The 23877-nt window shown below is 64.3% G+C and carries 20 protein-coding genes; 8 read left to right on the top strand and 12 right to left on the bottom strand.

Going from position 1 to position 23877, the window contains the following annotated elements:
* Positions 1-19 precede the first annotated feature (19 nt).
* Complete coding sequence (locus CH305_RS11160; protein WP_094703724.1) at positions 20-1438, bottom strand: M20 family metallopeptidase; 1419 nt, start codon at positions 1436-1438, stop codon at positions 20-22.
* 187 nt (positions 1439-1625) lie between these two features.
* On the opposite strand from CH305_RS11160, the gene CH305_RS11155 reads away from it, so the two are divergent.
* Genes CH305_RS11155 through CH305_RS11145 form a run of 3 tightly spaced genes read left to right on the top strand, consistent with a single transcriptional unit; the run spans position 1626 to position 3823 of the window.
* Positions 1626-2510 (top strand): LysR family transcriptional regulator, encoded by an 885-nt coding sequence (locus tag CH305_RS11155; protein ID WP_141216494.1) that lies wholly within the window; start codon positions 1626-1628, stop codon positions 2508-2510.
* 57 nt (positions 2511-2567) lie between these two features.
* A complete protein-coding gene (locus CH305_RS11150) occupies positions 2568-2945 on the top strand; it encodes a BlaI/MecI/CopY family transcriptional regulator (protein WP_094609243.1) in 378 nt (125 codons plus the stop codon).
* Positions 2942-3823, top strand: coding sequence for a M56 family metallopeptidase (locus CH305_RS11145; RefSeq protein ID WP_094703722.1), 882 nt, complete (start codon positions 2942-2944; stop codon positions 3821-3823). The genes CH305_RS11150 and CH305_RS11145 overlap by 4 nt, the downstream gene beginning before the upstream one ends.
* Before the next feature lie 2 nt (positions 3824-3825).
* Here CH305_RS11145 and CH305_RS11140 read toward each other — a convergent pair whose 3' ends face one another.
* Genes CH305_RS11140 through CH305_RS11130 form a run of 3 tightly spaced genes read right to left on the bottom strand, consistent with a single transcriptional unit; the run spans position 3826 to position 9435 of the window.
* Positions 3826-4545: a VIT family protein gene (locus CH305_RS11140; protein ID WP_037154698.1), complete on the bottom strand. Its 720-nt coding sequence runs from the start codon at positions 4543-4545 to the stop codon at positions 3826-3828.
* The gene (locus tag CH305_RS11135; protein ID WP_037154700.1) at positions 4538-5014 is read right to left on the bottom strand and encodes a DUF2231 domain-containing protein; all 477 of its coding nucleotides are present in this window, start codon (positions 5012-5014) and stop codon (positions 4538-4540) included. Before CH305_RS11135 ends, CH305_RS11140 begins: the two co-directional genes overlap by 8 nt.
* Positions 5015-5064: 50 nt before the next feature.
* A complete protein-coding gene (locus CH305_RS11130; RefSeq protein ID WP_256983682.1) occupies positions 5065-9435 on the bottom strand; it encodes an amino acid adenylation domain-containing protein in 4371 nt (1456 codons plus the stop codon).
* A gap of 188 nt (positions 9436-9623) precedes the next feature.
* Here CH305_RS11130 and CH305_RS11125 point away from each other — a divergent pair, with 188 nt between their 5' ends.
* Complete coding sequence (locus CH305_RS11125) at positions 9624-10280, top strand: pyridoxamine 5'-phosphate oxidase family protein (protein ID WP_094703756.1); 657 nt, start codon at positions 9624-9626, stop codon at positions 10278-10280.
* Here the strand turns inward: CH305_RS11125 and tgt are convergent.
* The 7 genes from tgt to CH305_RS11090 all read right to left on the bottom strand — a co-directional run bounded on the left by tgt (position 10234) and on the right by CH305_RS11090 (position 19464).
* Complete coding sequence (gene tgt / locus CH305_RS11120; RefSeq protein WP_037154708.1) at positions 10234-11472, bottom strand: tRNA guanosine(34) transglycosylase Tgt; 1239 nt, start codon at positions 11470-11472, stop codon at positions 10234-10236. The genes CH305_RS11125 and tgt overlap by 47 nt on opposite strands.
* Before the next feature lie 34 nt (positions 11473-11506).
* Positions 11507-13405, bottom strand: a complete 1899-nt coding sequence (locus tag CH305_RS11115) for an ABC transporter ATP-binding protein (protein WP_179278264.1) — start codon at positions 13403-13405, stop codon at positions 11507-11509.
* A 56-nt stretch (positions 13406-13461) separates the two neighbouring features.
* Positions 13462-15195, bottom strand: coding sequence for an ABC transporter ATP-binding protein (locus CH305_RS11110; RefSeq protein WP_094703719.1), 1734 nt, complete (start codon positions 15193-15195; stop codon positions 13462-13464).
* 93 nt (positions 15196-15288) lie between these two features.
* Entirely contained in the window at positions 15289-17577 is a 2289-nt protein-coding gene (locus CH305_RS11105; RefSeq protein WP_037154714.1) for an MMPL family transporter, read from the bottom strand.
* A 2-nt stretch (positions 17578-17579) separates the two neighbouring features.
* Complete coding sequence (locus tag CH305_RS11100; RefSeq protein WP_094703718.1) at positions 17580-18236, bottom strand: TetR family transcriptional regulator; 657 nt, start codon at positions 18234-18236, stop codon at positions 17580-17582.
* 86 nt (positions 18237-18322) lie between these two features.
* On the bottom strand, positions 18323-18781 hold the full coding sequence (locus CH305_RS11095) for an Rrf2 family transcriptional regulator (RefSeq protein WP_094703717.1): 459 nt from the start codon (positions 18779-18781) through the stop codon (positions 18323-18325).
* Positions 18782-18828: 47 nt separating this feature from the next.
* Positions 18829-19464, bottom strand: a complete 636-nt coding sequence (locus CH305_RS11090; RefSeq protein WP_094703755.1) for a heme-binding protein — start codon at positions 19462-19464, stop codon at positions 18829-18831.
* A 111-nt stretch (positions 19465-19575) separates the two neighbouring features.
* On the opposite strand from CH305_RS11090, the gene CH305_RS11085 reads away from it, so the two are divergent.
* A complete protein-coding gene (locus tag CH305_RS11085; RefSeq protein WP_094703716.1) occupies positions 19576-20481 on the top strand; it encodes a sterol desaturase family protein in 906 nt (301 codons plus the stop codon).
* Here the strand turns inward: CH305_RS11085 and CH305_RS11080 are convergent.
* Positions 20462-21151, bottom strand: coding sequence for a YceI family protein (locus CH305_RS11080; protein ID WP_032404492.1), 690 nt, complete (start codon positions 21149-21151; stop codon positions 20462-20464). The genes CH305_RS11085 and CH305_RS11080 overlap by 20 nt on opposite strands.
* A 120-nt stretch (positions 21152-21271) precedes the next feature.
* Between CH305_RS11080 and CH305_RS11075 the strand changes: the two genes are divergently transcribed.
* Genes CH305_RS11075 through CH305_RS11065 form a run of 3 tightly spaced genes read left to right on the top strand, consistent with a single transcriptional unit; the run spans position 21272 to position 23684 of the window.
* Complete coding sequence (locus CH305_RS11075) at positions 21272-22282, top strand: PHP domain-containing protein (protein WP_094703754.1); 1011 nt, start codon at positions 21272-21274, stop codon at positions 22280-22282.
* Positions 22279-23193: a S9 family peptidase gene (locus tag CH305_RS11070; RefSeq protein ID WP_032404491.1), complete on the top strand. Its 915-nt coding sequence runs from the start codon at positions 22279-22281 to the stop codon at positions 23191-23193. Before CH305_RS11075 ends, CH305_RS11070 begins: the two co-directional genes overlap by 4 nt.
* A gap of 35 nt (positions 23194-23228) precedes the next feature.
* Entirely contained in the window at positions 23229-23684 is a 456-nt protein-coding gene (locus CH305_RS11065; protein ID WP_094703715.1) for a hypothetical protein, read from the top strand.
* Positions 23685-23877 lie beyond the last annotated feature (193 nt).

Below are 23877 nucleotides of genomic sequence, written 5' to 3'. Positions count from 1 at the left end.
TCGGATTCTCCGGTGATGTTCAGGAGCGCGAGGCGCTGGCGGATTCGAGCGGTGCGTCATGACCACCGGCGACATTGCCGATGTCGTAAAACAGGCCGGCGGCCATCGCAAGACCTTCACGAGCGATGGATGCGAGCATGTGCTCGTCGGGTGCGTGCTGACGGCATCCCGGGTAGGAGTGCGGCATCCAGACCGTCGGAATGCCGAGAGTGTCGGTGAACACATGGTTGGGCAGGGACCCACCGATGTTGGGCAGCACGGTCACCGGAGATCCGACGGTGCGCTCGACCGACCGCGCGACCGTGCGGACCCAGCCATCGTTCGGGTCCGTTCGGCTCGCGGGAAACGAGATGCCGACTTCGACGGCGACCATCGAGTAGCCGTGCGCATCGAGGTGGCGTCGTAGCCGCGCGTCCAGATCGTCGAGGTCGGTACCCACGACGTACCGCAGTTGCAGCCGCGCTCGCGCCTGGCCGGGTATCGCATTGACCGGTTCGGCGATGTTGCCTGCGCTCATGGCGATCACTTCGAGTGTGTTCCACCCGAAAACCCGCTCGGCGGGCGACAATTCGGTGGCCGACCAGCCGGAGTCGACAACCGGATCGCCCGGGGTGCGGCCGACCTCGACGTCTCGCAGAGCCTCGATGATGGACTCCGGAATCTGCTCGGGCACCAGGCTGTCCAACAGAATGCGGCCGTGGCCGTCGACGAGCGTTCCGATGGCACCGGCCAGGGTGGTTGCCGGGTTGCGGAGCAGTCCACCCCAGTTGCCCGAGTGGTAGCCGCGCTCACGCAGGTCGACGACGAGATCGAAGTCCACTCCCCCGCGGGCACCGAGAAACAGTGTCGGCGTGTGGGCATCGAGACGTGGTCCGTCCGAGGCGATCAGCACGTCGGCGGTGAGTTCTTCGCGGTGGTCGGACGCGAATTGTTCGAGTCCGGGTGATCCGATCTCCTCCCCCGTCTCGAACAGGAGCGTCAGATTGAACCCCAAGGAGCCGCGGGCATCGAGAACGGTCCGCAGTGCGGCGAGGTTCACCAGATGCTGGCCCTTGTTGTCGGCGGTTCCTCGGCCGTAGAGCCGGCCGTCCCGTTCGACGAGAGTCCACGGCGACAAACCGTCAGACCAGTCCTCGGCCATACCCAGAACCACATCGGCGTGGCCGTAACAGAGCACGGTCGGCAAGTCAGGGCTCTCGTGACGGGTGGCGATCAGGAAGGGGCCACCGTCCGCGACCGGGTTGGGGTGCGTCTCGACCGCACACCCGAGTGCCTCGAGCCGCGGCACCAGAAGATCCTGCAGATATGCCGACAACGCAACCCGTCCGGCCGCCGACTGACTCTCCGACGGAACGGACACGAGCTCGGACAATTCGCGGTGGAACTGACCCGAATCGTAGAAGTCCTGGGCCTGCGCGATCACATGGTCGCGTTTCATCGAATCTCCCTCGCCGTCGGCCTGGTGTTCGCCTGACAGTAGCGAGCCCGATACCGTCTACACCATTGCCGATTGAGGCCTCCTGCGTTGCCTTCGAAGCAACGCTCGGACCGACAGAGGCTCGGTGACGATCAGGTGTCACCGCTGTGACCGTGCTGTGAAAGAAGGAGCGATCTCGTTGCATTTGATGCCCTCTGCTCTCACGTACTTCTGCGAAGTAGCGCGAACCGGTTCCGTCACCGAGGCGGCTGCGGCACAACATTTGGCTCCGTCGGCGGTCAGTAGGCAGATCGCCAAGCTCGAACGCGACGTCGGAGTGCCGCTCTTCGCACGCCATGCCCGCGGAATGACGCTCACCGAAGCCGGCCATCGCCTCCTCGCCCACGCACGCCGACACGAAGTGGAGTCCTCGACCCTTCTCGCCGAAATACGCAGCGTCGACGCCACCGAGCACGGAACCGTCACCGTTGCCTGTACCGAGGGGTTCTCGCAGTCCGTGGTTCCACGGGCCATGGCGTCGGTCCACCGGACTCACCCGTCCGTCACGTTCACCTTGGACGTGGTGGGGCGAGAGGAGGCCAGTCGACGAGTGGTCGACGCCCGAGCGGACGTCGCGGTCACCTTCTCGCTCGGTCGCCGCACCGACGTGACGGTCGAGCATTCCATCACGGTGCCCATCTGCGCCGTCGTCGCGCCCGGCCACCCTCTGACCGACCGAGACAGTGTCGACCTGACCGACATCTGCGCATATCCCCTTGCGCTGTCGACCACCGGTTCGAGTCAACGTGAACTGTTCGACGCGGGTGTGCGGCTGGAAGGACTGTCGCCGCACGTGGGCCTACAGTGCGAGCGGCTGGCTCCGATTCTGGAGTTCGCACGATCGAGCGATGGCGTCGCACTCGTCAGCGACCTCGGCGGCGATCGTAAACTGGGCCTGACCTACATCCCGCTCGTGCATCCGGTGTTTGCCCAACGTCGGGCCGAGATTCACACCATGCAGGGCCGACCGCCGTCACCGCGCACGGTTGCCTTGATCGACGCGTTGACCGACATTCTCGAGGCCGCGGGATAGTGAAGGGACATCGAACTGGCCTATCCTCGAAGTACCCGACTCGAGTGAGGAATCGCAGTGCGTAGAGCGTCCGGACAGTTGGAGGAGTCGATCCTCGAGTTGCTCGGCGAGCACACGGAATTGTCGGTGGCCCAGGCGCGCGAGCATCTGGGTTCGGAGCTCGCTCACACCACTGTCATGACCGCGCTGGTGCGCTTGCACGGCAAAGGTCTCGTCGATCGCGAGCGTCGCGGGCGTTCCTTCGTCTACACCCTCAATGCCCCGGTCGATGAAATCCCCGCATTGCGGGCCGCGATGCGGATGCGTACCGAACTCGGCGCGAGAGCCGAACGTGCGGACGTACTGGCCAACTTCGTGGCCTCACTCGACCCCGAGGACGAGGCCACGCTGCGAGAGCTACTCGCCAAGTCGGACGCAGCCGAGCAGCATCGATGACCCTGCTCCTGATCGTGGCCGTGCTGCCGTGGGTGCTGTCGCTGCTGCTGGGGTTCGGAGCCGCCCACATCGACCGCCGACTCAACCCGTCGACCGCAGTCGTTCTGCTCCCCATCCTGTCGATGGTCACCGCGTTTGCAGTCGCCGCGTCCCTGGCCGCGCTGGCCGCGGTCCTTCTGGCGTCGGCTCAGGTTGTGTGGGTATCGCTGGGAATTGCACTCTGCGCGTTGATGTTCTGGCGCTCGGTTGAGGTGGCTCGCCATGTTCGACGCGTTGTAATCAGTACGTCCATCGCATCCGAATTCGGTGACGAGGCGCGAGCGACAGGCGGCATCGTCGTGGTCGACTCCGACGTTCCCGACGCCTTCGCCGTCCCCACCGGCGGAGGTGCCGTCGTGATCACGACCGGCCTGGCGGAAGCGCTGTCGAACAACGAATTACGCGCGGTGATCGAACACGAACGCGCTCACCTGCGGCACCGTCACAGCGTGTGGATCCAGATGTGCGAGATCGGAGCCCTGATCGATCCGATTCTCAGGCCGCTGTCCGCCACAGTACGACATGCAGCGGAGCGTCAAGCAGACGAGAGCGCGGCCGCTCTGGGCCGTCGAGATACGTTGTCTGCCATTGCCAGAACTGCTTTGCTGCGGGCCCACCTCGACCATGGAACCCGCACTCTGGCCAGTACCGGGGGCGACGTCGTGCGCCGCGTGCAGGCCCTCAGCGAACCACCACGGCACCGTCCCGACCGCGGAATCCTCGCCGCCGGACTGGTTCTCGTCCTCGCGTTCTCCGTCATCTCGGTGGCATTGTTCGACGTCGTCCAAGATGTGGTGGCACCCGAAACCGGAGAAGCCGCCACCTCGATCTTCCGCTGACCTCAAATACCCGCGACGCCCGCGAGTTGGCCGATCGCATAGGTGACAGCCATCGCGATTGCACCACCGATGACGACCCGGGTCACTGCCGGCCGAGCGGGCGCACCGCCGAGACGCGCGCTGATACTTCCGGTCAGTGCCAAAGCTACCAACACCACGACGAATGTCACCGGGACGCGCAGCGACGCGGAAAACAGCAGGATGGACAGTAGCGGCAGCAGCGCGCCACTGACGAACGACACCGCCGACGACCCGGCCGCCTGCCACGGATTCGTCAGCGCATCCGGGTCGATTCCCAATTCGACGTCCACGTGTGCGGCAAACGGATCGTGTTCGGTGAGTTCGCGAGCGACGGTCTGCGCGGTGTCGGCCGAGAGCCCCTTGGCCTCGTAGAGCGCCGCGAGCTCGGCCAGTTCCTGCTCGGGTTGCTCTTCCAACTCCCGGCGCTCTTTGATCAGCAACGAACGCTCGGCGTCACGTTGTGTGCTCACCGAGACGTACTCACCGAGTGCCATGGATACGGCCCCCGCAACGAGACCCGCGAGACCGGCAGTCAGCAGCGATCCTCGGTCGGTGGTGGCGGCCGCGACACCGACGACCAGACCAGCCGTGGACACGATGCCGTCGTTCGCCCCCAACACCCCGGCTCGTAGCCAGTTCAGGCGACCGGACAGATCTCCGTGCGGTTCGTGCTCGTGCAGGCTCGGCTCGGGCTCACTCATCGACGGCCGTTGCCGATACGTCGTCCCACGCGGCGCGAGCGCCGGACTCTCCGATTCTGTACACCTGGACGATTGTGGTCGCTCCGATCACCACTGCCAAGACCACTACCGCGATCGACTGCCACCGCACGGCCGGGTTGCCGCGACGCTCACGCAGATGCAGGAACACGAGTGCCGCGGCAACGATCACCAAGCCGACGGAGAAGTAGATCATCCAGTCACCGATCTCGGTGTGTTGTTCGACCGCCGCGGTCTCGGGGACGCGCTTCTCGAGCCACTCGCCCGCCTCGGTCGTCAGCGGAGTCAGCACCAGCGTGAACACCGCCAGGGCTGCAATGAGCCAGACGAGCCTGCTGCGCACACCGGACCAGATGCTGGCGGCGATAGCGAGGATCGCGGTGAGCGGTGCCAGGACCACGATGAAGTGAACGAGCAGAATGTGGGCCGGTAGGCCGTTGAAGGTGGACATGCGTTCTCCCGCTGGCTTCGAAGTCGCGTGCACCTCACGCACCGCACATGCTACACACCATGTAGTAGTTGCGTCGACGGTTCTCGTGCTGCCAGAGCTCGCCACACCGAGTGGGGTTCTACGACCATCGCATGCACGATCTGCTCGAGACGCTCCCCCAGTGCGACAACGGTATTCGCGTCGAACAATGCTGTGGGATAGACGATATCGATGTCCGTACAGATAGCCTTCCCTTGGTCGTCCCGCCGTTCGGTGACGTGAAGATGAAGGTCGCACTTGGCGATGTCGATCGGCCGAGGCGTGATCTCGAAGCGCACGTCCCCGACGTCGAAAGTCGAGGCACTGAAGACGTCCAACGACAGCGCCACCTGAAAGATCGGGTGCCGGCCCTTCGTCGAGTCAGCAGCGAGGTCGGCGACGACATCCTCGAACGGAACGGAGGCATGATCGAAGGCCCGTAGTTCGCTCGCACGGGCCAACTGCACGACGTCCTCGACGGTCGTGGCCGCGGCGATCTTCGTTCGAATGGCGACGGTGTTGGTGAAGGTTCCGACGAGCTGCTCGAGTCGCGGGTCGTCGCGACCGGCAACCGGGGTCCCGATGACGATGTCGGTGGATTCCGTCGTCTGGGCGAGCAGAATCAGCAGTGCTGCGCGAAGCACGGTGAATCGTCCAGTCCCGCATCGCTGGGCAAGATCGGTCATTCTCTCGGTGGTGTCTGCGTCGAACCGAAGCGACGTGCGAGCGCCGGAGAAGTCCCAGTCCTGCGTACGAGTGCGGTCCAACCGCAAGCCCCTCGAGCTGGGTATGTCCGCCAATTCCGTGCGCCAGAAGTCGAGATCGGCCGAGACGTCGCGGTCGGCGGCCCAGACGCTGTAATCGGCGTACTGCAAGGGCAATTCGGGCCAGGACGGTGCGGTGCCGGCAATCCTGGCGTGATACGCCAGTACGAAATCCGACGCCAACAGCCCCAGCGACCAACCGTCCGCTGCACTGTGGTGGACAGCGCATGCGAGCACGTGGTGATCGGGCGCTACTGCGAAGAGGCGAGCTTGGATCGGAAACTCGGTGCGCACGTCGAAGGGGTGCTCGAGCGTTTGCACCACCGCGGCGTCATCGAAGTCGACAACGTCCAGGTTCGGTACCGCCCCCGACGAATCGGGCTGGACTATCTGCACCGGAACCCCGTCGATATCCGGGTAGCGCGTTCGCAACGTGCTGTGCCGATCGATCAGGTCGGTCATCGCCTGCACAGCTGCCGCTGAGTGGAACTCCCCAGAAATCGTGACCGTGAACGGCAGGTTGTACAGCGGAAGCCGTGCGCTTCGATCGATGTGGCGTTGCTGTGGAGCGAGCGGAATTGCGGCCACCCCGTCCGACATTCCACGTTCGGGTCGCGAATTCTGCTGCCGCCCAGTAAGTCGACGTTCGTCGATCCGTGCGGCCAAGGCCTGAACGGACGGGGCATCGGCGAGGTCACGCACGCCGATGTCCACCGAGGCCTCGGCTCGCACCGATGCGACGACCCTGGTCGCCGCCAACGAGTCGCCCCCGAGATCGAAGAACGAGGCGGCACAATCGATGCCGTCGATGTCCAGCACGCGCGCGAATACTGCCGCCACCATCTCCTCGGTGGCACCGGACGGTTCGATCGGAGTACCGGTTGTCGGAGTGGTCAGGCTCGGAACAGGAAGTGCGCCGCGGTCGACCTTTCGATTGATCGTAAGCGGGATCTCGTCGAGGATCGTGATGGTCGCCGGCACCATGTGGGCCGGCAATCGCCCGACGAGATCCCTGCGGATATCCTCGGTGTCGAGCACATGTTCGTCGAATGCGGCAACGACGTACCCGTCGATACGCAGGTCCCCAGCTCGATTGCGGCGCAAAGCCGATGATGCCGCAGCGACATCCGGATACGCCCGCAACGCCGCGTCCACCTCGCCCAGTTCGACGCGATTTCCCCGGATCTTGATTTGATCGTCGGTGCGGCCGAGGAACTCGAGCGTCCCGTCGCCGCGCAGACGCGCCCGATCTCCGCTGCGGAACATCCGAGTCCCGTTGCTGCCGAATGGGTTCGCGACGAAGCGTGCCGCTGCATCCGCGGTACGACCGAGATATCCGCGTGCGACACCGGGCGTCTCGATGTAGATCTCGCCGACTGCCCCCGACGGAACGGGCCGCAGCGTGCGATCGAGAAGGTGAATCACCGCCCCCACCATGGCTCGACCGATTCCGTCCGCGCTACCCGGAGTCAGTGGCGCGGTCATCGTGACACTGCAGGTCGTCTCGGTGGGGCCGTAGGCGTTGAGCAGCCGTCGACCCACCGACCAGCGGTCCACCGTGTCCTGCGGTGCCGCCTCACCGCCGATGATGATGGTCCCGACACCCGACAGTGCTGCGGGATCCAGCGTCGCCAGCGCCGAGGGCGTGATGAACAGATGCGTAATTATCTGCTGCGCAATCAGATCCGACAGTTCAGCGCCCGCGTAACTCCCTGCCGGCGCGATCACCACTGCCGCGCCCGCGGTTGCTGCGGCCAGCACCTCGACGATGGCGGTGTCGAATCCGGGCGAGGCGAGGTGACAGACTCGTGAGTCGACGTCGAGGTGGTAGCTGCTCCTGATCTGTTGCACCAACGCGGCGATGCCATCGTGGGTGACGACAACGCCTTTGGGAGTGCCGGTGGAGCCGGAGGTGTAGATGACGTACGCCGCGTGGTGCGGTGCCGTCGGCGCAGCTTCGTCACCCGGGGCACCCTCGACGAGAACGTCATCGAGGTTCAGCCACTCCACGTCGCCGAACTCGCCGCCGCCCGTGCACAGGCCCAACACCGCCCCGCTGTCCCGCACCACGAACTGCACTCTCTCGCGTGGGTGATTCAGGTCGACCGGAACGTACACCGCACCCACTCGTGCGATCGCCCAGAACGCGACGACCCCCTCGAGGGATCGGCCGACGCGCACGGCGACCCGGTCCTCGGTGCAGATTCCTCGGGCACTCAAGGCGGATGCGAGTGCGGAGACTCGTGCGGCCAATTCTCCGTAGGTGATCGAGAAGGCCGCATCCTGGATCGCAATTCGATTGCCGTGCTCCGCGATTGCCGTCGCGAACACATCGTTCAGAGATCCCTGCTCGGTCACGGCCGCGCCCACCGAGGCTGGTGTCGTTCGCGGCTCCTCGGGCAGGAACAGGTCGAGGTCGGCCACGGCCGTATCACCGCAACCGGATTCGGCGAAGCGGTCGAGAAAATGCAGGAACCGAGCATGGTGGCGAGCAAGGTCGCTCGGTGTGTAGGCGGCAGGATTGGCTTCGAAGTCGATGCGAGGACGCGCTCCGCCTCGCCCGGGATAGATGTTGACGGCGAGGTCCGACACCGGTCCCGTGGTCAGAATCTTGATCTCGCCGTCGAAGTCACCGACGGCCACGGTGTTCGCGAACATCATCACGTTGATGGTGGGACCGAAACGCCCTGCGTGCAAGGCACTCCCGCTCTCGGACACCGGCGGTCTGCTGCGCTGGTGTCGGAGGACGGCCCCGATCGCGACCTCGGCCGACTTCACCACGTTGTTCACCGTCGCCGATCCGACGCTCGGCAACCGCAGCGGCACCACATGTGACAACGACGACCCGGCCCCGCGCAGCAGTGCCGTCGGCCGTGCCGAGACCGGCAGCGAGAGATCGACGTCGTCTACATCGTTCATGCGCGCGAGGAAGGCAGCGAATGCCGCGATCACCACGGTCGACGTGGCGCGGCCGGGGGCGGTCACAGAAATCGATCGATCCTCCCCGACGACGATCGGCACCGACGCAGGCTGAGCACTCCGGCCCCACGATGCGCCGTAGCCCAGGTCAGCGGACTCCCAGTGCGCCCGATCGCGCCGCGCACGGGCGGATGCGTGGTAGCGCTCGTCCTCGGCGAGAAGTGCCGCCGGAGTCGTCGGATCGACCCGTGGCGGCTCGACGCCATCCTGCGCCGCGGCGTACAGAGCCGCCGCCCGCTCGAGCACCTTCATCGAGGCATAACCGTCGAGCGCGATGTGGTGTGCTCTGGTGTACCAGAACACGCGATCGTCCCCGACGCGGAGGACGCGCAGTCGCACCAGCTGGCCGTACATCGACAAGGGTGTTCGACAGTCGTCGTTCATCCACTGAGTGGCTATTTCTTCTGGACGGTCGTGTTCACGGAAGTCGAGAATCTCCACCGCCTCGGTCTCCGCGTCCAGGAATCGCTGCACCGGAGTGCCGTCGACCTCTGAAATCCGCATGGTCGACGACGAGAATTCGCGATGCGCCCGGCTACCGCAGATGGCCAACGCGTCGACGTCGACGGCACCGACGATGTCGACGTAGTACGCAATGGTGAAGGGCACGTCGGGCATGAACTGCTGGGCCAGCCAGATGTCGGCCTGAGACGAACTCACAGGTATGGCGTCGTCGAACATAGTGGTCCCCCCACGGCAATCCAGTTACTACACACTCGGTAGTACTAGAGTACGCGCCGGTCCGGCGAGGTGCCGTCGAGAACGTCGTGCACCGCTGTGGGGCCGCGAAACGCACGGATTGCCCTAAGGTGACACCCGTGCCGCAGAGCAACCACTATCACCATCTGATGTTCGGTCCTGCTGCGATTGCGAGGCAGAAGGTCGACGGCAGCTACACCGCCTACGGCTCACAGACCGAACGACCCGACGACGGCCCGACGCCTCTCGACACTCGCGAGAAGGCCATGATTCGTGCGGTGGATCAGTTCCAGATCGCCACGGTCGCCGAGTCGGGTTGGCCCTACATCCAGTATCGAAGCGGCCCGAAGGGGTTCCTGCACGTACTCGACGACCGCACACTCGGCTTCGCCGATTTCACCGGCAATCATCAGTACGTCACGGCCGCCAATCTCGATCACGACGATCGCGTCGCCGTATTCTTGGTCGATTATCCTCTGCGCCAACGCCTCAAGCTCTACGGCCGGGCGCGATCGGTCGAGGCCGCGGATGATCCACAACTACTGGACCGACTGAGAAAGATCGGTGACCTGACCGTCGCCGCCACCTGCGAGCGCAGCGTCGTCATCGACGTCGAGGCCTTCGACTGGAACTGCACCCGCAGCATCATTCCGCGCTACGACGCGGCCTACCTCGCGGACCTGTCCGAGGTGTACCAGCGCAAGGCTGCCGAGCGGGAACAGGAACTGCTACAGCGGATTTCGGAACTCGAAGATCAGCTCACGCAGTCTTCGGCGCATAGAAGCGACCCAGAAACTCCGTCTTGAACTCCGTGAAACGTCCCTGTTCGATCGAGGCGCGGATGTCGTCGACCAGTTTGACCGTGAAGCGCTCGTTGTGGATGGTGCACAGCGTCGATGCGAGCATTTCCTTGGCCTTGAACAGGTGATGGATGTATGCCCTGGTGTAGTGCGCGCAGGTGTAGCAGTCGCAGTTCTCGTCGATCGGGGTGAAATCGCGTCGATGCTTGGCGGTGTTGATGTTGAAGCGGCCCGTCGGCACGTAGATCGCCGCATTACGCGCTACCCGTGAGGGATTGACGCAATCGAAGGTGTCGGCACCGTTCTCGATGGCGGTGAAGAAATCGTCCGGCTCGCTGATCCCGAGCATGTGACGCGGCTTGTGTTCGGGCAGTTCCTCGTTCACCCACCGAGTGATGGTGCCGAGGTTCTGCTTCTCGAGTGCACCGCCGATGCCGTAGCCGTCGAAGCCCCGGCCTGTTTCGCCGGTGATCGTCTCGAGGTCGTGTGCGGCCTTGCGACGTAGATCCTCGTACTGCGCGCCCTGCACCACTCCGAACAACGCCTGGTACGGCTTGTCGGCGCGCTCTACCGTGAGCCGTTCGTGTTCGAGGACGCATCGCTTTGCCCATGCCTGGGTTCTGTCGACCGACATCTCCTGGTAGCCGCGGGTATTCATCAGCGTCGTCAGCTCGTCGAACGCGAACATGATGTCGGCACCGAGCCTGTGCTGAATCTGCATCGACACTTCGGGAGTGAAGCGATGCTTGGAGCCGTCGAGATGGGATTTGAACGTCACGCCGTCGTCGTCGACGTGGGCGAGGCGCTCCTTACCCTCGGCGATGACGTCGTCGGACTGCACGCGCGTGGCATCCATCGAGATGACCTTCTTGAACCCGACGCCGAGCGACATGACCTGGAATCCGCCGCTGTCGGTGAACGTCGGCCCGTCCCAGTTCATGAACTTGCCCAGCCCACCCGCCTCGTCGACGATGTCCGAGCCCGGCTGCAGATACAGGTGGTACGCGTTGGCGAGTACGGCCTGCGCGCCGAGTTCCTTCATGGCCTCCGGCAGCACCGCTTTGACGGTCGCCTTGGTGCCCACCGCGATGAACGCGGGGGTGTTGATGTCACCGTGCGGGGTGTGGATGGTGCCGGTGCGCCCGAGCTCACCGTCGAGCCGGGTGCCGATATCGAAGCCGAAACTGGAGGAACTCACCGCGTCAGTATGCCGCTGCGCGGCAGTGGTGCGGTTAAGTGCCCTCTGAGGCACTTATTCCTGCCACTGCGGTGCCAGCCGCATTGAGGCGGAAGTACGCACCCCTGGCCTCGAGGAGTTCCTCGTGATTGCCCTGCTCCACGATGCTGCCGTTCTCCATCACCACGATCGTGTCCGCGTCGCGGATTGTCGAGAGGCGGTGCGCAATAACAAAACTGGTGCGATCGCTGCGTAGTTTCGCGGTGGCCTTCTGCACCAGCAGCTCGGTTCGAGTGTCGACGGAGCTGGTGGCCTCGTCGAGGATGAGGATCAAAGGCTTGGCCAGGAAGGCGCGGGCGATGGTGATGAGCTGCTTCTCGCCGGCGCTGACGTTGTTTCCCTCCTCGTCGATGATCGTGTCGTAGCCGTCGGGCAGCGAGTGCACGAATCGGTCCACGTAGCTCACCCGCGCGGCCTCGAGGATTTCCTCTTCGCTGGCACTCGGGTCGCCGTAGGCGATGTTGTCGCGAATGGTTCCGCCGAACAACCAGGTGTCCTGCAGCACCATGCCGGTGCGAGCGCGCAGTTCTTCGCGGGTCATCTTCCTGGTGTCGACGCCGTCGAGAGTGATGCGGCCCGAGTCGATCTCGTAGAACCGCATGATGAGGTTGACCAACGTGGTCTTTCCCGCACCGGTAGGACCGACGATCGCGACCAGGTGACCGGGATCGGCCACCAGCGAAAGGTTTTCGATCAGCGGGCGGTCGGCCGAGTAGCCGAAGGAGACATTCTCGAATTCGACGCGTCCCCGTCGCTCGATGGGCCGCACCGCATCAGCCGGATCTGCATCCTCTTCCTCGGCGTCGAGCACCTCGAAGATGCGCTCGGCAGAGGCCACACCGGACTGGATGAGGTTCACCATCGAACCGACCTGAGTGAGCGGCTGAGTGAACTGACGCGAGTACTGGATGAAGGCCTGTACTTCACCGAGGCTGAGCGTGCCGGACGCCACCCGCAGCCCTCCGACGACGGCGATGACCACGTAGTTGATGTTTCCGAGGAACATGATGACGGGCATGATCATGCCGGAGATGAACTGGGCTCGGAAGCTGGACTGGAAGAGCTTCTCGTTCCGATCGCCGAACTCGCGTTCTACGTCTTCCTGTCGACCGAAGGCCTTGACGATCTCGTGGCCGGTGTAGGTCTCCTCGATCTGGGCGTTCAGCTTTCCGGTGTGCTTCCACTGTGCGACGAAGTGCGGCTGCGAACGCTTGGCGATGACGGCGGTCACCGCGAACGACGCCGGAATGGTCAGCACCGCAACGAGAGCCAGCAGTGGCGAGATCCAGATCATCACACCGAGGATGCCGAGCACGGTGAGAATGCCGGTGATCAACTGACTGAGTGTCTGCTGCAGGCTGGTCGAGACGTTGTCGATGTCGTTGGTGACGCGGCTGAGCGTCTCACCGCGCGCATTGTTGTCGAAGTACTTCAGCGGCAGTCGATGCACCTTGGCCTCGACGCTGCCGCGCAACAACAGGATTCGACGCTGCAGCGCGATGTTGAGAATGTAGCCCTGAGCCCAGGCGAGCAGTGACGACAGCACGTACAGCACGAGGACCCACATCAGGACGGTTCCGACAGCACCGAAATCGATACCGGCACCGGGGATGACATTCATGCCCGACAGCAGATCGGCCGTCGAATCGTTCCCGGCTGCCCGAAGCCCGTCGATCGCTTGCTCTTTCGTCTGACCGGGCTCGAGCCCCCTCCCGACGACGCCGTCGAAGATCAGGTCGGTCGCGTGGCCGAGCACGGTCGGCGCGGCAACGGTGAGCACGGTGCTGGCGATACCGAAGGCCAGCATCACCGACAGGAGCACCTTCTCGGGAGCGAGCAGGCCGACCAATCGTTTGAACGAACCCTTGAAGTTGCGGGCCTTGGTTCCCGGCATCACAGTCTTGGCGACGGGGGCGTCGTCCTTCTCTTCCGTCTTCTCCACCTGCGCGGTCACAGTGCACCGGCCACGGCGCGCTGCGAGTCGACGATCTCGGCGTAGGTGGGGCAATCGGCCATCAATTGGTCGTGGGTACCCACACCTACCGGCTTTCCGTCGTCGAGTACGAGTATCTGGTCGGCATCGATGATGGTCGAGACGCGTTGAGCGACAACGATCATGCATGCATCTCGCGTCACCGGCCTCAGTGCCGCGCGCAGATTGGCATCGGTCGTCAGATCCAGTGCGGAGAACGAGTCGTCGAACAGGTAGATGCTGGGTTTGCGCACCAGCGCACGAGCGATGGCCAGGCGTTGACGCTGACCACCGGACACCGTCGTACCACCCTGTGCGACGGGTGTTTCCAGTCCCTCGGGCATCGCGCGAACGAAGTCGGCACCCTGGGCGATCTCGAGTGCCTCCCACAGTTCCGCGTCGGTGGCGTCGGATTTGCCGTATCGCAGATTGCTCGCGATGGTGCCCGAGAACAGGTACGGCTTCTGTGGGATCAACCCGATTTCGGAGCGCAACAGATCCAGATCGAGTTCCCGGATATCGACTCCCCCGACGCGTACCTCGCCGCCGGTGACGTCGATCAGTCGCGGAATGAGGTTGACGAGCGTTGATTTTCCGGAGCCGGTACCGCCGATGATCGCGGTGACCTTGCCTGCCTCGGCCCTCAGGTTCACCCCGCACAGCACCGGATATTCGGCACCGGGGAAGGAGAATTCGGCATTGACCAGCTCGACCACACCCGGCGAGGATGCGAACATCTTGGGCTTGTCCGGCAACACGACCGACGATTCGGTGGCGAGTACCTCGCTGATGCGATCGGCACACACCGACGCGCGGGGCACCATCATCGCGATGAACGAGGCCATCATCACCGACATGAGGATGAGCATGATGTAGCTCAGAAGAGCTGTGAGAGAGCCGATCTGCATGGTTCCCTGATCGATGGCATGGCCACCGAACCAGATGACAGCGACGCTGGTCACGTTGCTGATGAGCATGACCGTCGGGAACATCAAGGCCATCAGCCGCCCGACGCGTAGTGCGGTTTCGGTGAGTGCGGTGTTGGCCGCTCCGAACCGGTCGATCTCGAAGTCCTCTCGGACGAACGCCCGCACCACACGAATTCCGGTGATCTGTTCACGCAGAACACGATTGACGGCGTCGATTCGCTTCTGCATCGAGCGGAAGGCCGGCACCATCTTGATGATGATCAGGCCCATGGAGATCGCCAGCCCCGGTACCGCGATCAACAGGATCCAGGACAGGCCGAGGTCCTCGCGCAGCGACATGATGATGCCACCGACGCACATGATCGGTGCCATCACCACGATGGTGAACCCCATGACGATCACCAGCTGCACCTGCTGAACGTCGTTGGTGTTGCGGGTGATCAACGACGGCGCACCGAACTGGCCTACCTCACGGGCCGAGAACGTGCCCACACGGTGCAGAATCGCACCGCGCAGGTCACGTCCGACGCCCATGGCCGCGCGAGCTCCGATGAACACCGCGGCCACCGAGCTGATGATCTGTACTGCCGATACCAGCAGCATCAGTCCACCAGCGGAGAGGATGTAACCGGTGTCGCCGGTGGTGACGCCCTTGTCGATGATGTCGGCATTGAGGCTGGGCAGGAACAGCGCCGCCAACGTCGCGACGAGTTGTAGCAGGACCAGCGCGACGATCGGCAGCTTGTACGGGGCCAGATACGTGCGCAGCAGCGGAATCAGCATGATGGCCGAAGATTACTCGTACACATGGATGACAGTCTCTCCGTTTTTCGAGTGTTGCGGGCAATCTTCGGCCGACCGGTTGCTGCCCGGGAACTACAGGCCTTTCTCCGGAGCCGTCTTCAACTTGGCACCTTCGATGTCGACGTTGGGCAGGATCTTGTCCAGCCACTTCGGCAGCCACCAGGCCTTGTCGCCCAGTAGAGCCATCACCGACGGAATCAGCACCATGCGCACGACGAACGCGTCGAAGAACACGGCCGCGGCGAGCGCGAAGCCGATGGACTTGATGAACGAGTCCGGCTCGGCGATGAACGCGGCGAACACCGAGATCATGATGACTGCAGCCGAGGTGACCACGCGTGCGCCGTACTTGAAGCCGTTGACGACGGCATCCTTGGCAGCGGCTCCGTGGACGAACTCCTCACGCATGCGCGAGACGAGGAACACCTGGTAGTCCATCGCGAGACCGAACACCACACCGATGAGGAAGATCGGCATGAAGCTGACGATCGGCTGCGGGTTGGAGATCAGGCCCAGCCCACCCTCTTGGAAGATGAACACCGTCGCTCCGAAGGTGGCCAGCACACTGAGCAGGAATCCGACCGTCGCGGTGAGCGGCACCAGGATCGAGCGGAACACCAGCATCAGCAGCACGAACGCCAGTCCGACAACCACAGCCAGGTACGGAATCAGCGCGCTCTGCAACCGCTCCGAGATATCGATCCCGATCGCGGTCTCACCGGTCACGCCGTAGGAAACGCCCGCGCTCTCCTGCAATCCGCTCTCGGCGTCGCGGAGGTTGGTGACGAGCGCCTTCGTCTGGTCACTGTTGGGTGTGCTCGACGGGGTGACGAGTATCTGAGCCGTGTCACCCGCCGGGTTGACGGCGACGATCTGCGCATTCGTGACGTCGGATTGCGCGGTGATCGTCTCGATGACCTTGCCGAAGGACGCAGTGCGATCGGCCTCGGCGACGCCGGACGCATCGGCGATGACGAGCAGCGGACCGTTACGTCCCGGCCCGAAGGCGTTTTCGGTGACGTCGTATGCCTGACGGGCAGGCGTGGACGGGTCCGAGGTGGCGATCGACGGGAGCGCGAGAGACAACCCTGTGGTCGGCCCTGCGATGACGCCGAGGAGCACGATGCCTCCGACGAGTCCGAGGATCGGCCTCTTGACCAGGAATCGAGCCCACCGAAGTCCGTTGGTGGGCTTGGCCTCCGGGTCCTCGGGGTCGGTGGTGTTGACGAACTTGAGCTTGCCCGCGAAAGCCTTGCCCTTGTAGACGCCGAGCATGGCGGGCAGGAACGTCAATGCGATCAGGACGGCAACGAACACCGCGAAACCTGCGGCCAGACCCATCTGGGACAGGAACGGGATGCCGACCACGCGGAGGGCGACGAGGGCGATGAGCACCGTTGCACCTGCGAACACGACGGCGGAGCCCGCGGTTCCGACCGACCGTCCGACTGCTTCCTCGCGGTCGTCGGTGAGCGTGAGCTCGTGCCGGTATCGCGCCAGGATGAACAGCGAATAGTCGATCGCGACTGCGAGACCGATCATGATGGCGAGAATCGGGGTGAACGAGGACAGGCTTGCGAACCCGGAGGCCGTGGTGATGGCCAGACTCGAGATGCCGATGCCGACGATCGCGGTGATCAGCGGCAGGCTGGCAGCGGCGGCCGAGCCGAACATGATGAGAAGAACGATGGCAGCGACGGCCAGACCGACGAGCTCCGAACTTCCACCGGGCGACGGATTCTCCTGCGCGACGGTGCCGCCGAGGATGACGTTCAAGCCTGCATCGCGGGCCGGCTGCGCGGCGGCGTCGAGATCGCTACGAATCTGATCGGTGACGTCGGCAAGATCGACGTTGATCGGCGCGGTGACGGTACCCACGTTGCCGTCGGGGCTCAGCGGCGAGGTGGCGGCCGCATCGGCCGCTATCTGGTCGGCCGGGGTGCCTGCTTCGGTGGCCGCCTTGGTGTACTGCTCGACGATCGACTGGTTGGCCGCGACCGGATTGGCAAGTGGCGGTGCACCTTCTGCTGGCTTAGCCGCGTCGATCTTCTGGATGTCGGCGATGGTGGCGTCGATGGCGGAGGTGTACTGCGGGGTATCGAGTGACTGGCCGTCCGGTGCCTGGAAGACGTACTCGGCGTTGACCGCTTGCAGCGGGTCCTCGGCTCCGCCGAACCGCTCCTTCTGCAGGTCGAGTGCAGCCTGAGCGGGTGTTCCCGGAATGCTGAACGAGTTGACCGTCGGCGCGGACAGCGTCGATGCGCCCACGGCGGCGAGAATCAGAATCGCCAGCCACAGTCCGAGGACGATGCCCTTGCGTCGGTACGCGAATCTTCCGATTCGGTAGAGATAGGTGGCCACTGTCAAGCTCCTCGGTTGTGTTCGGACGAGTCGGGGTGGGGATGTGGATGTGGTTCGGGAAGTCCAGCGCGGAGTTGGTCGAAGGCGTCTTCGATGAGAGCCTTCGGTGTCGACGCACCTGCGGGGTCGGTGATCCAGATGTTCAGTGCAGACGTCACGGCACCACCGACGGCCATCTGCAGCAGGTTCGGGTACAGGTCGGTATCGATGTCCGTTCCGGTGCGCTCGGCGATGGCCTCGCCGAGTTTGCGGGTCAGTGAGTGGTGCATTTCGAGTCTGCGGGCCATCAGGGCGGGGTTGGCCTCGATGAGCCGCGCTGCCGCGAAGGTATCGTCCAGATCCCGGCCGGGGTCCGCGACGAGGTTGATTGCTATGTGCCGCAACGAGTCCCAGATCGGCTCTGTCGACGGCCTGGCGCGCAGGAGCTCGAACCATTCGAGGGCCGAGACCTCGATGTGGTGCAGAACCGCTTCCTCTTTGTTGGAGAAGTAGTTGTGGAACGTGCGGGTGGAGACTCCCGCCTCGTGCGCGATGGCGTCGGCGGTGACCGCGTCGAAGCCGTGCAGCTTTCCCAGACGCACGGCCGCCAGACCGAGAGCGTCGCGGGTAGCGGCCTTCTTCAGATCACGAAGGCCCGTCGGAGAAGTCACGATTACCAACGTACGGAACTTGCACGGTTCTGCAAGTTTGCAGAGACGTGCAATTTTGTCGATCGCACCACACCTGACTGTCGGTGTGACTCAGATCATCGACGAGCCCATGCCGTCGGCTCGCTGACCAGCTCTTTCACGAATCCCGGCAGATCGTCCTCGACGATATCCGCGAGCGACACCGCTTCGAGCACCGCGCGCAAATTGACGCGCACCGCCAGCCACACCCGGGTGAGCGGCTCGGCCGGGCCGGCATACTCGGCGTCCTCGGGCCGTTGACCACGCACCGACGCCAGCGGCCCCTCGACGGACCTGATCACATCGGCAACAGAAATGTCCGACGCCTCCCGCGCCAACCAGTAGCCGCCGTCGGGCCCCCGCCTGCTGCAGACCAGGTCCGCGCGACGCAGATCCGAGAGCACCGACTCGAGAAACTTGTGCGGAATACCTTGCGCGGCGGCCAGCGCCTCGGCTTTCGCGGGGCCCTGCCCGCCGACCGCTGCCAGTTCGATGAGCGTCCGCACCGCATAGTCCGCCCTCGCCGTGATGTGCACCCGTCAATTCCTATCATTTCGGTAGGAAATTAGCGAGCAGTTGCCCGTCAGGAACCTTCCGGTACCACCACGACCACCTCGTTGCGACGCAGTGGTGCCAAGGTCCAGGGCGGATCGTAGAACCAGGTCATCGGCTCACCCAGCATCTCGATGTCGTGTGCGCGCAGCGCTGCGGTCAACGCCGCCATCTGCGGTTCGACGTCGTCGCGGCCGCGCCCACCGCTGAAACGCAGCACGGCCACCGTCTCCGCCGGGACCGACGTCAACGTCACGCGGTCGTCGTCCGGCTTGGGCAGCGTGTCCATCGTCCACTTCGACGGCATGAAGAACCGGACGACCCAGCCGTCGCTGCCGGGCGTGCTCGATACGGGAGCCGTCATCGCGATCTTCTGCGAGCCTGCGGACGACTGGCTGACAGGAGCGGTCATCGCGACCTTCTGCTTACCCCCGTTTCCACCGAAGATGTACCGGGCCAGGCGACGGAAACCCTCCTGGCGTGCCTCTTCCTCGTCTGCGTCGACCGTGGTCTGGGCCGCGATGCGTGGTTCGTAGCGACGGATCTCCACTGCATCGGTCAGTCGCCGACTCGTGTGCGGCGGCTCCTCGGTGCCGACCCGAATTCCGACGACACCCAACGCGGCCTCGCCCACCTGTCCGATCGTGGACGTGATTTTCTCCAACAAGTCCGACTCCGCTCTCTCGGCCGACAGGTGCGCACATTCCACGGTACGAGCTGTGGGAAACCTGGTCCGGCAGCGTTACACTTCCTCCGTAACTGTCACGCGGGAGGTTCGATGGACAACTGGATCGGTTCGGCGTGGAATGCCCTGCCAGAACCGCTGCGCGATCCCGTAGCGCTGGCCATCCCCGCGTTCGCGCTGCTCCTGACGATCGAATGGATCGCCGCTGCGAAGCTCGAAGACGGTGAACGCGGCGGTTACTCGGGCAGGGACGCGCGGGCCAGCCTGAGCATGGGCTTGGTATCGATCGCGACCACCACGGCGTGGAAGGCGCTCGCGTTGGTCGGCTACACGGCCATCTATGTCTACGTCGCACCGTGGCACCTCCCCGCAGACGCCTGGTACACCTGGGTGATTCTGATCCTGGGCGTCGACCTGCTGTTCTACGGCTATCACCGCATCGCGCATCGAACGCGACTCATCTGGGCGACGCATCAGGCCCACCATTCGAGCGAGTACTTCAACTTCGCCGCGGCGCTGCGACAGAAGTGGAACAACAGCGGCGAGGTCATCATGTGGCTGCCACTCCCCCTGTTGGGAATGCCGCCGTGGATGGTGTTCGTCGGATTCTCGATCAACCTCGTCTATCAGTTCTGGGTGCACACCGAGCGCATCGACCGGTTGCCACGCCCGTTCGAGTACGTCTTCAACACACCCTCGCATCACCGCGTCCATCACGGCCGCGATCCGCAGTACCTCGACAAGAACTACGGCGGAATCCTCATCATCTGGGATCGGTTGTTCGGAAGCTATGCCGAGGAGGTGGAGCGGCCGAACTACGGATTGACCAAGCCTGTCGACACGTTCAACATCTGGACGCTCCAGACACACGAATACCGCAACATCGCACGGGATGTTGCGGCATCGCGGTCATGGAAGGAACGCGTCGGATACCTCGTGGGACCGCCGGGATGGACGCCGCAGGCCCCACGAGAACGAGCTACTGCCGACTCAGATTGATCAGGAAGTCGACGGTGCCCGAATCCTCGACTGTGACGAAGCCGAGCGACGGCGGTTCGACGCCGTAATCGGCCCACGTCGTCGGAATGGCACCCGATGCGATGAGCGTGTCACCGGATTGCAGTACCTGCATCTCCACCGAGATGGGGCGCGTCTGGTCCTTGAGCGTCAATGTGCCCTCGGCCGTGACGGTCTCGGTGGTTCCGTCCTTGGGAAGGCCGGACAGATCGATCGGTGAGTCGATCGTGAACGTCGCCGTCGGATACGTCGCGGTGTCGAAGATGTTGCCGCGGAACTGGCCGTCTCGACGATCGCTGTCGGTGGTGATCGAATTGGTCTGCACCACAACCTCACCGGCGGTCAACGAGTTGTCTGCGATGGTGACCGAGCCGCTGACCTCGGACGTCGACCCGACAACGGTCACGTCCGAGCCGTTGAGAACCTCGTCGACGGTGTAGCCCGCCGCGGTGGTGTTCGACGCGTCGCCCGGGGTGACCGTCCATGTTCCGTTCAGATCCTCGGTCGTCGCGGCCTGCGCGCCCGAGGTGTCGACGGACGCCGCCGGCGCGGCATCTTCTTGGAACGACGCGTAGATCTTGGGCCCGAAGTACAGCCCGAGCGCCACGAGCACAACGACAACCACGCCTACGATCCACCATTTCTTGGTCATGACCGCCGATGATAGTTGCAGCTTCAAGCCCATGGGAGATGAGAGACCTGGCAACTCCCTGAGAGTTTTGTCCGTTTACCCCGTGAACACGTGTCGGCACCGACAGGCACAATGGACCGCATGGATCCGGTGGACGCACTTCGAGAGATCGGGTACTGGCTCGAGCGCTCACGCTCGGACACACACCGCGTCAAGGCCTATCGGCGAGCCGCAGATGTCGTCGAATCTCTCGGTCCTGCACAACGATCCGAGCACGAGAAGGCCGACAGCTGGTCCTCACTGGCCGGCATCGGAGCCAAGACCTCGCTGATCATCCGTCAAGCTCTGACGCAGGACGTCCCGGATTATCTGGCCGAACAACGAAACGCTGCCGAACCCATCGGCAACAACGCCCTCCGCGCCGCGCTCAAGGGTGATCTGCACACCCATTCCAACTGGTCCGACGGCGGTAGCCCCATCGAGGAGATGATGCGCACCGCGGCCAGGCTCGGCCACGAGTACTGCGCGCTGACCGATCATTCCCCGCGCCTGAAGGTCGCGAACGGCCTCACCGCCGAGCGTCTGCGCGCCCAACTCGACATCGTCGCCGAACTCAACGAACGGCTCGCACCGTTCCGCATCCTCACCGGGATAGAGGTCGACATCCTGGACGACGGGTCACTCGACCAGGACGAAGGCCTGCTCGCCGAGCTGGACGTGGTGGTGGCGAGCGTGCACTCCAACCTGCGAGCCGACTCCAAGACAATGACCAAACGCATGGTCACCGCCATTGCGAACCCGCACGTCGACGTCCTCGGCCACTGCACCGGACGGCTCGTCGAGGGCGGTCGCGGCACCAGGCCCGAATCGACGTTCGACGCACCCGTGGTGTTCGAGGGCTGCCGCCAGTTCGGCACCGCAGTGGAGATCAACGCCCGACCCGAACGACAAGATCCACCCGAGCGCCTCATCGACATCGCCCTCGAACGCGAGTGCCTGTTCTCCATCGACACCGATGCGCACGCACCCGGCCAGCTCGACTGGCAGGGGTACGGCTGTATTCGCGCCGAGGCCCGCGGTGTGCCCGCGGAGCGAGTGATCAACACCTGGCCGCTCGACGACCTGCTCGATTGGACGGCACAGCGCGCGTGAACCGTCGCCACTTCCTCTCCGGCCTGCTCGCGGTGGCGCTGGTCGGCTGCAGCTCCACCGACACCGATTCCTCACCGAGTACGGCCGAGACGTATTCGGCTGCGCTGCAACCGGTCTCGGGCCCTGTTGGCGACCCTGTCCGATTGAAGTACGGATACGATCCGGACAACATCGGCGATCTCTACCTCCCCGACAACAACGCCACCTCACTACCGGTGGTGGTGATGATTCACGGAGGCGGATGGCAGGAGGATCTCGACCTGTCGTACTTCGAGCAGATGTCGGCGGCCATCGCCGACGAGGGCATCGCCGTCTGGAACGTCGAATATCGGCGCGGGCCGAACAACTGGGCCAACACCCTCTCCGACGTCGACGACGCCACCGAGGCATTGGCAACCGTCGTACAGGACGCAGCAGGCGGAAGGCTCGATCTCGATCGCGTCCACGTCGCCGGACACTCGGCCGGCGGGCAGCTGGCCGCATGGGTGGCCGCTCGACACCTGATGCCCGTCGACGCACCGGGAGCGGAACCGAGAATCAAGCCGCGTAGCGCCACCATCATGGCCGGCGTGTTCGACATGAAGCGGGCGGCCACACTCGGAAACGACAAGTTCGTGCCGGTCTTCCTCGGCGGCATGCCGAACGAGGTACCGGGCCGCTACAAGATCGCGTCGCCCATCGAATATCTCCCCCTCGACGTTCCGCTGACTGCGCTGCACGGTGACGCCGATCAGACGGTGTCGGTCAATCAGAGCCGCGTCTACGTCGATGCAGCGACCAAGGCGGGCAGCACCGACACCGAACTCGTCGTACTTCCCGGAGCCGGACACGGTGCGTTTCTCGACCCGAAGAACCGGGCCTGGTCGACGGCATTGAGCACCATCACCGGACGGGCCCAGACCCTGCTCTGACGTCGGTGGTGCTGCCGGGGTGGTACACAGTTGCGATGAACGGAAAAATCGCGACCGGATTGCTCGGGCTGATCGTGGCAGTCTCGATTGCCGGATGCAGCGACGATGCGTCGACCGAGGCCGCGTCGACCACTCCCGCCGCGACGAGCACAACGACGTCTGCCGCGGCCTCCACGACAGTTCCCGCCAGCACCACGCTCGACGCCCCGGCACCCGCGGACACTTCTGAGTCCGAGGCACCTGCTGCCGAACCCGCCGCCCCCACCGATCCAACCTCGGGCGTCACCGGCGAAGCGCTGTACCAGCAGACCTGTACCCAGTTTCTGCCGTCCATCGATGCACTGGAACAAACCGGAATCTCCGATCGCGCCAAGTCGGTCGAGGGTCTGCGCAACGAAATGACCACCGCGCCGAGCTGGAACACCGTGCCACCCAGTGATCAGGAACAAATTCTGCGTGGACTCGACGCCGCGGGTACGGGGCAATGCTGAGCGTCTGAGTCGCTGGAGTTCGGCAGCCCCGGCGATCCCGGCCCCGGTGATCCCGCCCGGTGATCCCGCAAACGCGCGCGCATTTGCGAAGTGCCCCTCTTTGCCAAGCTTCTGGTGAGTCATTCGAGAAGCTATGGAGGGTTATCGCATGTTGAGTGCTGAGTTCACGGGGGAGCAGATTCGGGAGATGGTG

Origin of the sequence: Rhodococcus sp. 15-649-2-2 (genome assembly GCF_002258645.1) — a bacterium.
Lineage (GTDB): Bacteria > Actinomycetota > Actinomycetes > Mycobacteriales > Mycobacteriaceae > Rhodococcoides.
Note: the sequence above shows the minus strand (reverse complement) of the source record. Positions and strands in the feature narration are given on the sequence as shown.

Coding starts and splice junctions, on each gene's coding strand:
- CH305_RS11145 (WP_094703722.1), top strand. CDS start 2,942: ATGACCCTGCTCCTGATCGTGGCCGTGCTGCCGTGGGTGCTGTCGCTG.
- CH305_RS11065 (WP_094703715.1), top strand. CDS start 23,229: ATGAACGGAAAAATCGCGACCGGATTGCTCGGGCTGATCGTGGCAGTC.
- CH305_RS11155 (WP_141216494.1), top strand. CDS start 1,626: ATGCCCTCTGCTCTCACGTACTTCTGCGAAGTAGCGCGAACCGGTTCC.
- CH305_RS11125 (WP_094703756.1), top strand. CDS start 9,624: ATGTTCGGTCCTGCTGCGATTGCGAGGCAGAAGGTCGACGGCAGCTAC.
- CH305_RS11075 (WP_094703754.1), top strand. CDS start 21,272: ATGGATCCGGTGGACGCACTTCGAGAGATCGGGTACTGGCTCGAGCGC.
- CH305_RS11140 (WP_037154698.1), bottom strand. CDS start 4,545: ATGAGTGAGCCCGAGCCGAGCCTGCACGAGCACGAACCGCACGGAGAT.
- CH305_RS11110 (WP_094703719.1), bottom strand. CDS start 15,195: ATGCTGATTCCGCTGCTGCGCACGTATCTGGCCCCGTACAAGCTGCCG.
- CH305_RS11115 (WP_179278264.1), bottom strand. CDS start 13,405: ATGCCGGGAACCAAGGCCCGCAACTTCAAGGGTTCGTTCAAACGATTG.
- CH305_RS11080 (WP_032404492.1), bottom strand. CDS start 21,151: ATGACCAAGAAATGGTGGATCGTAGGCGTGGTTGTCGTTGTGCTCGTG.
- CH305_RS11135 (WP_037154700.1), bottom strand. CDS start 5,014: ATGTCCACCTTCAACGGCCTACCGGCCCACATTCTGCTCGTTCACTTC.
- CH305_RS11160 (WP_094703724.1), bottom strand. CDS start 1,438: ATGAAACGCGACCATGTGATCGCGCAGGCCCAGGACTTCTACGATTCG.
- CH305_RS11085 (WP_094703716.1), top strand. CDS start 19,576: ATGGACAACTGGATCGGTTCGGCGTGGAATGCCCTGCCAGAACCGCTG.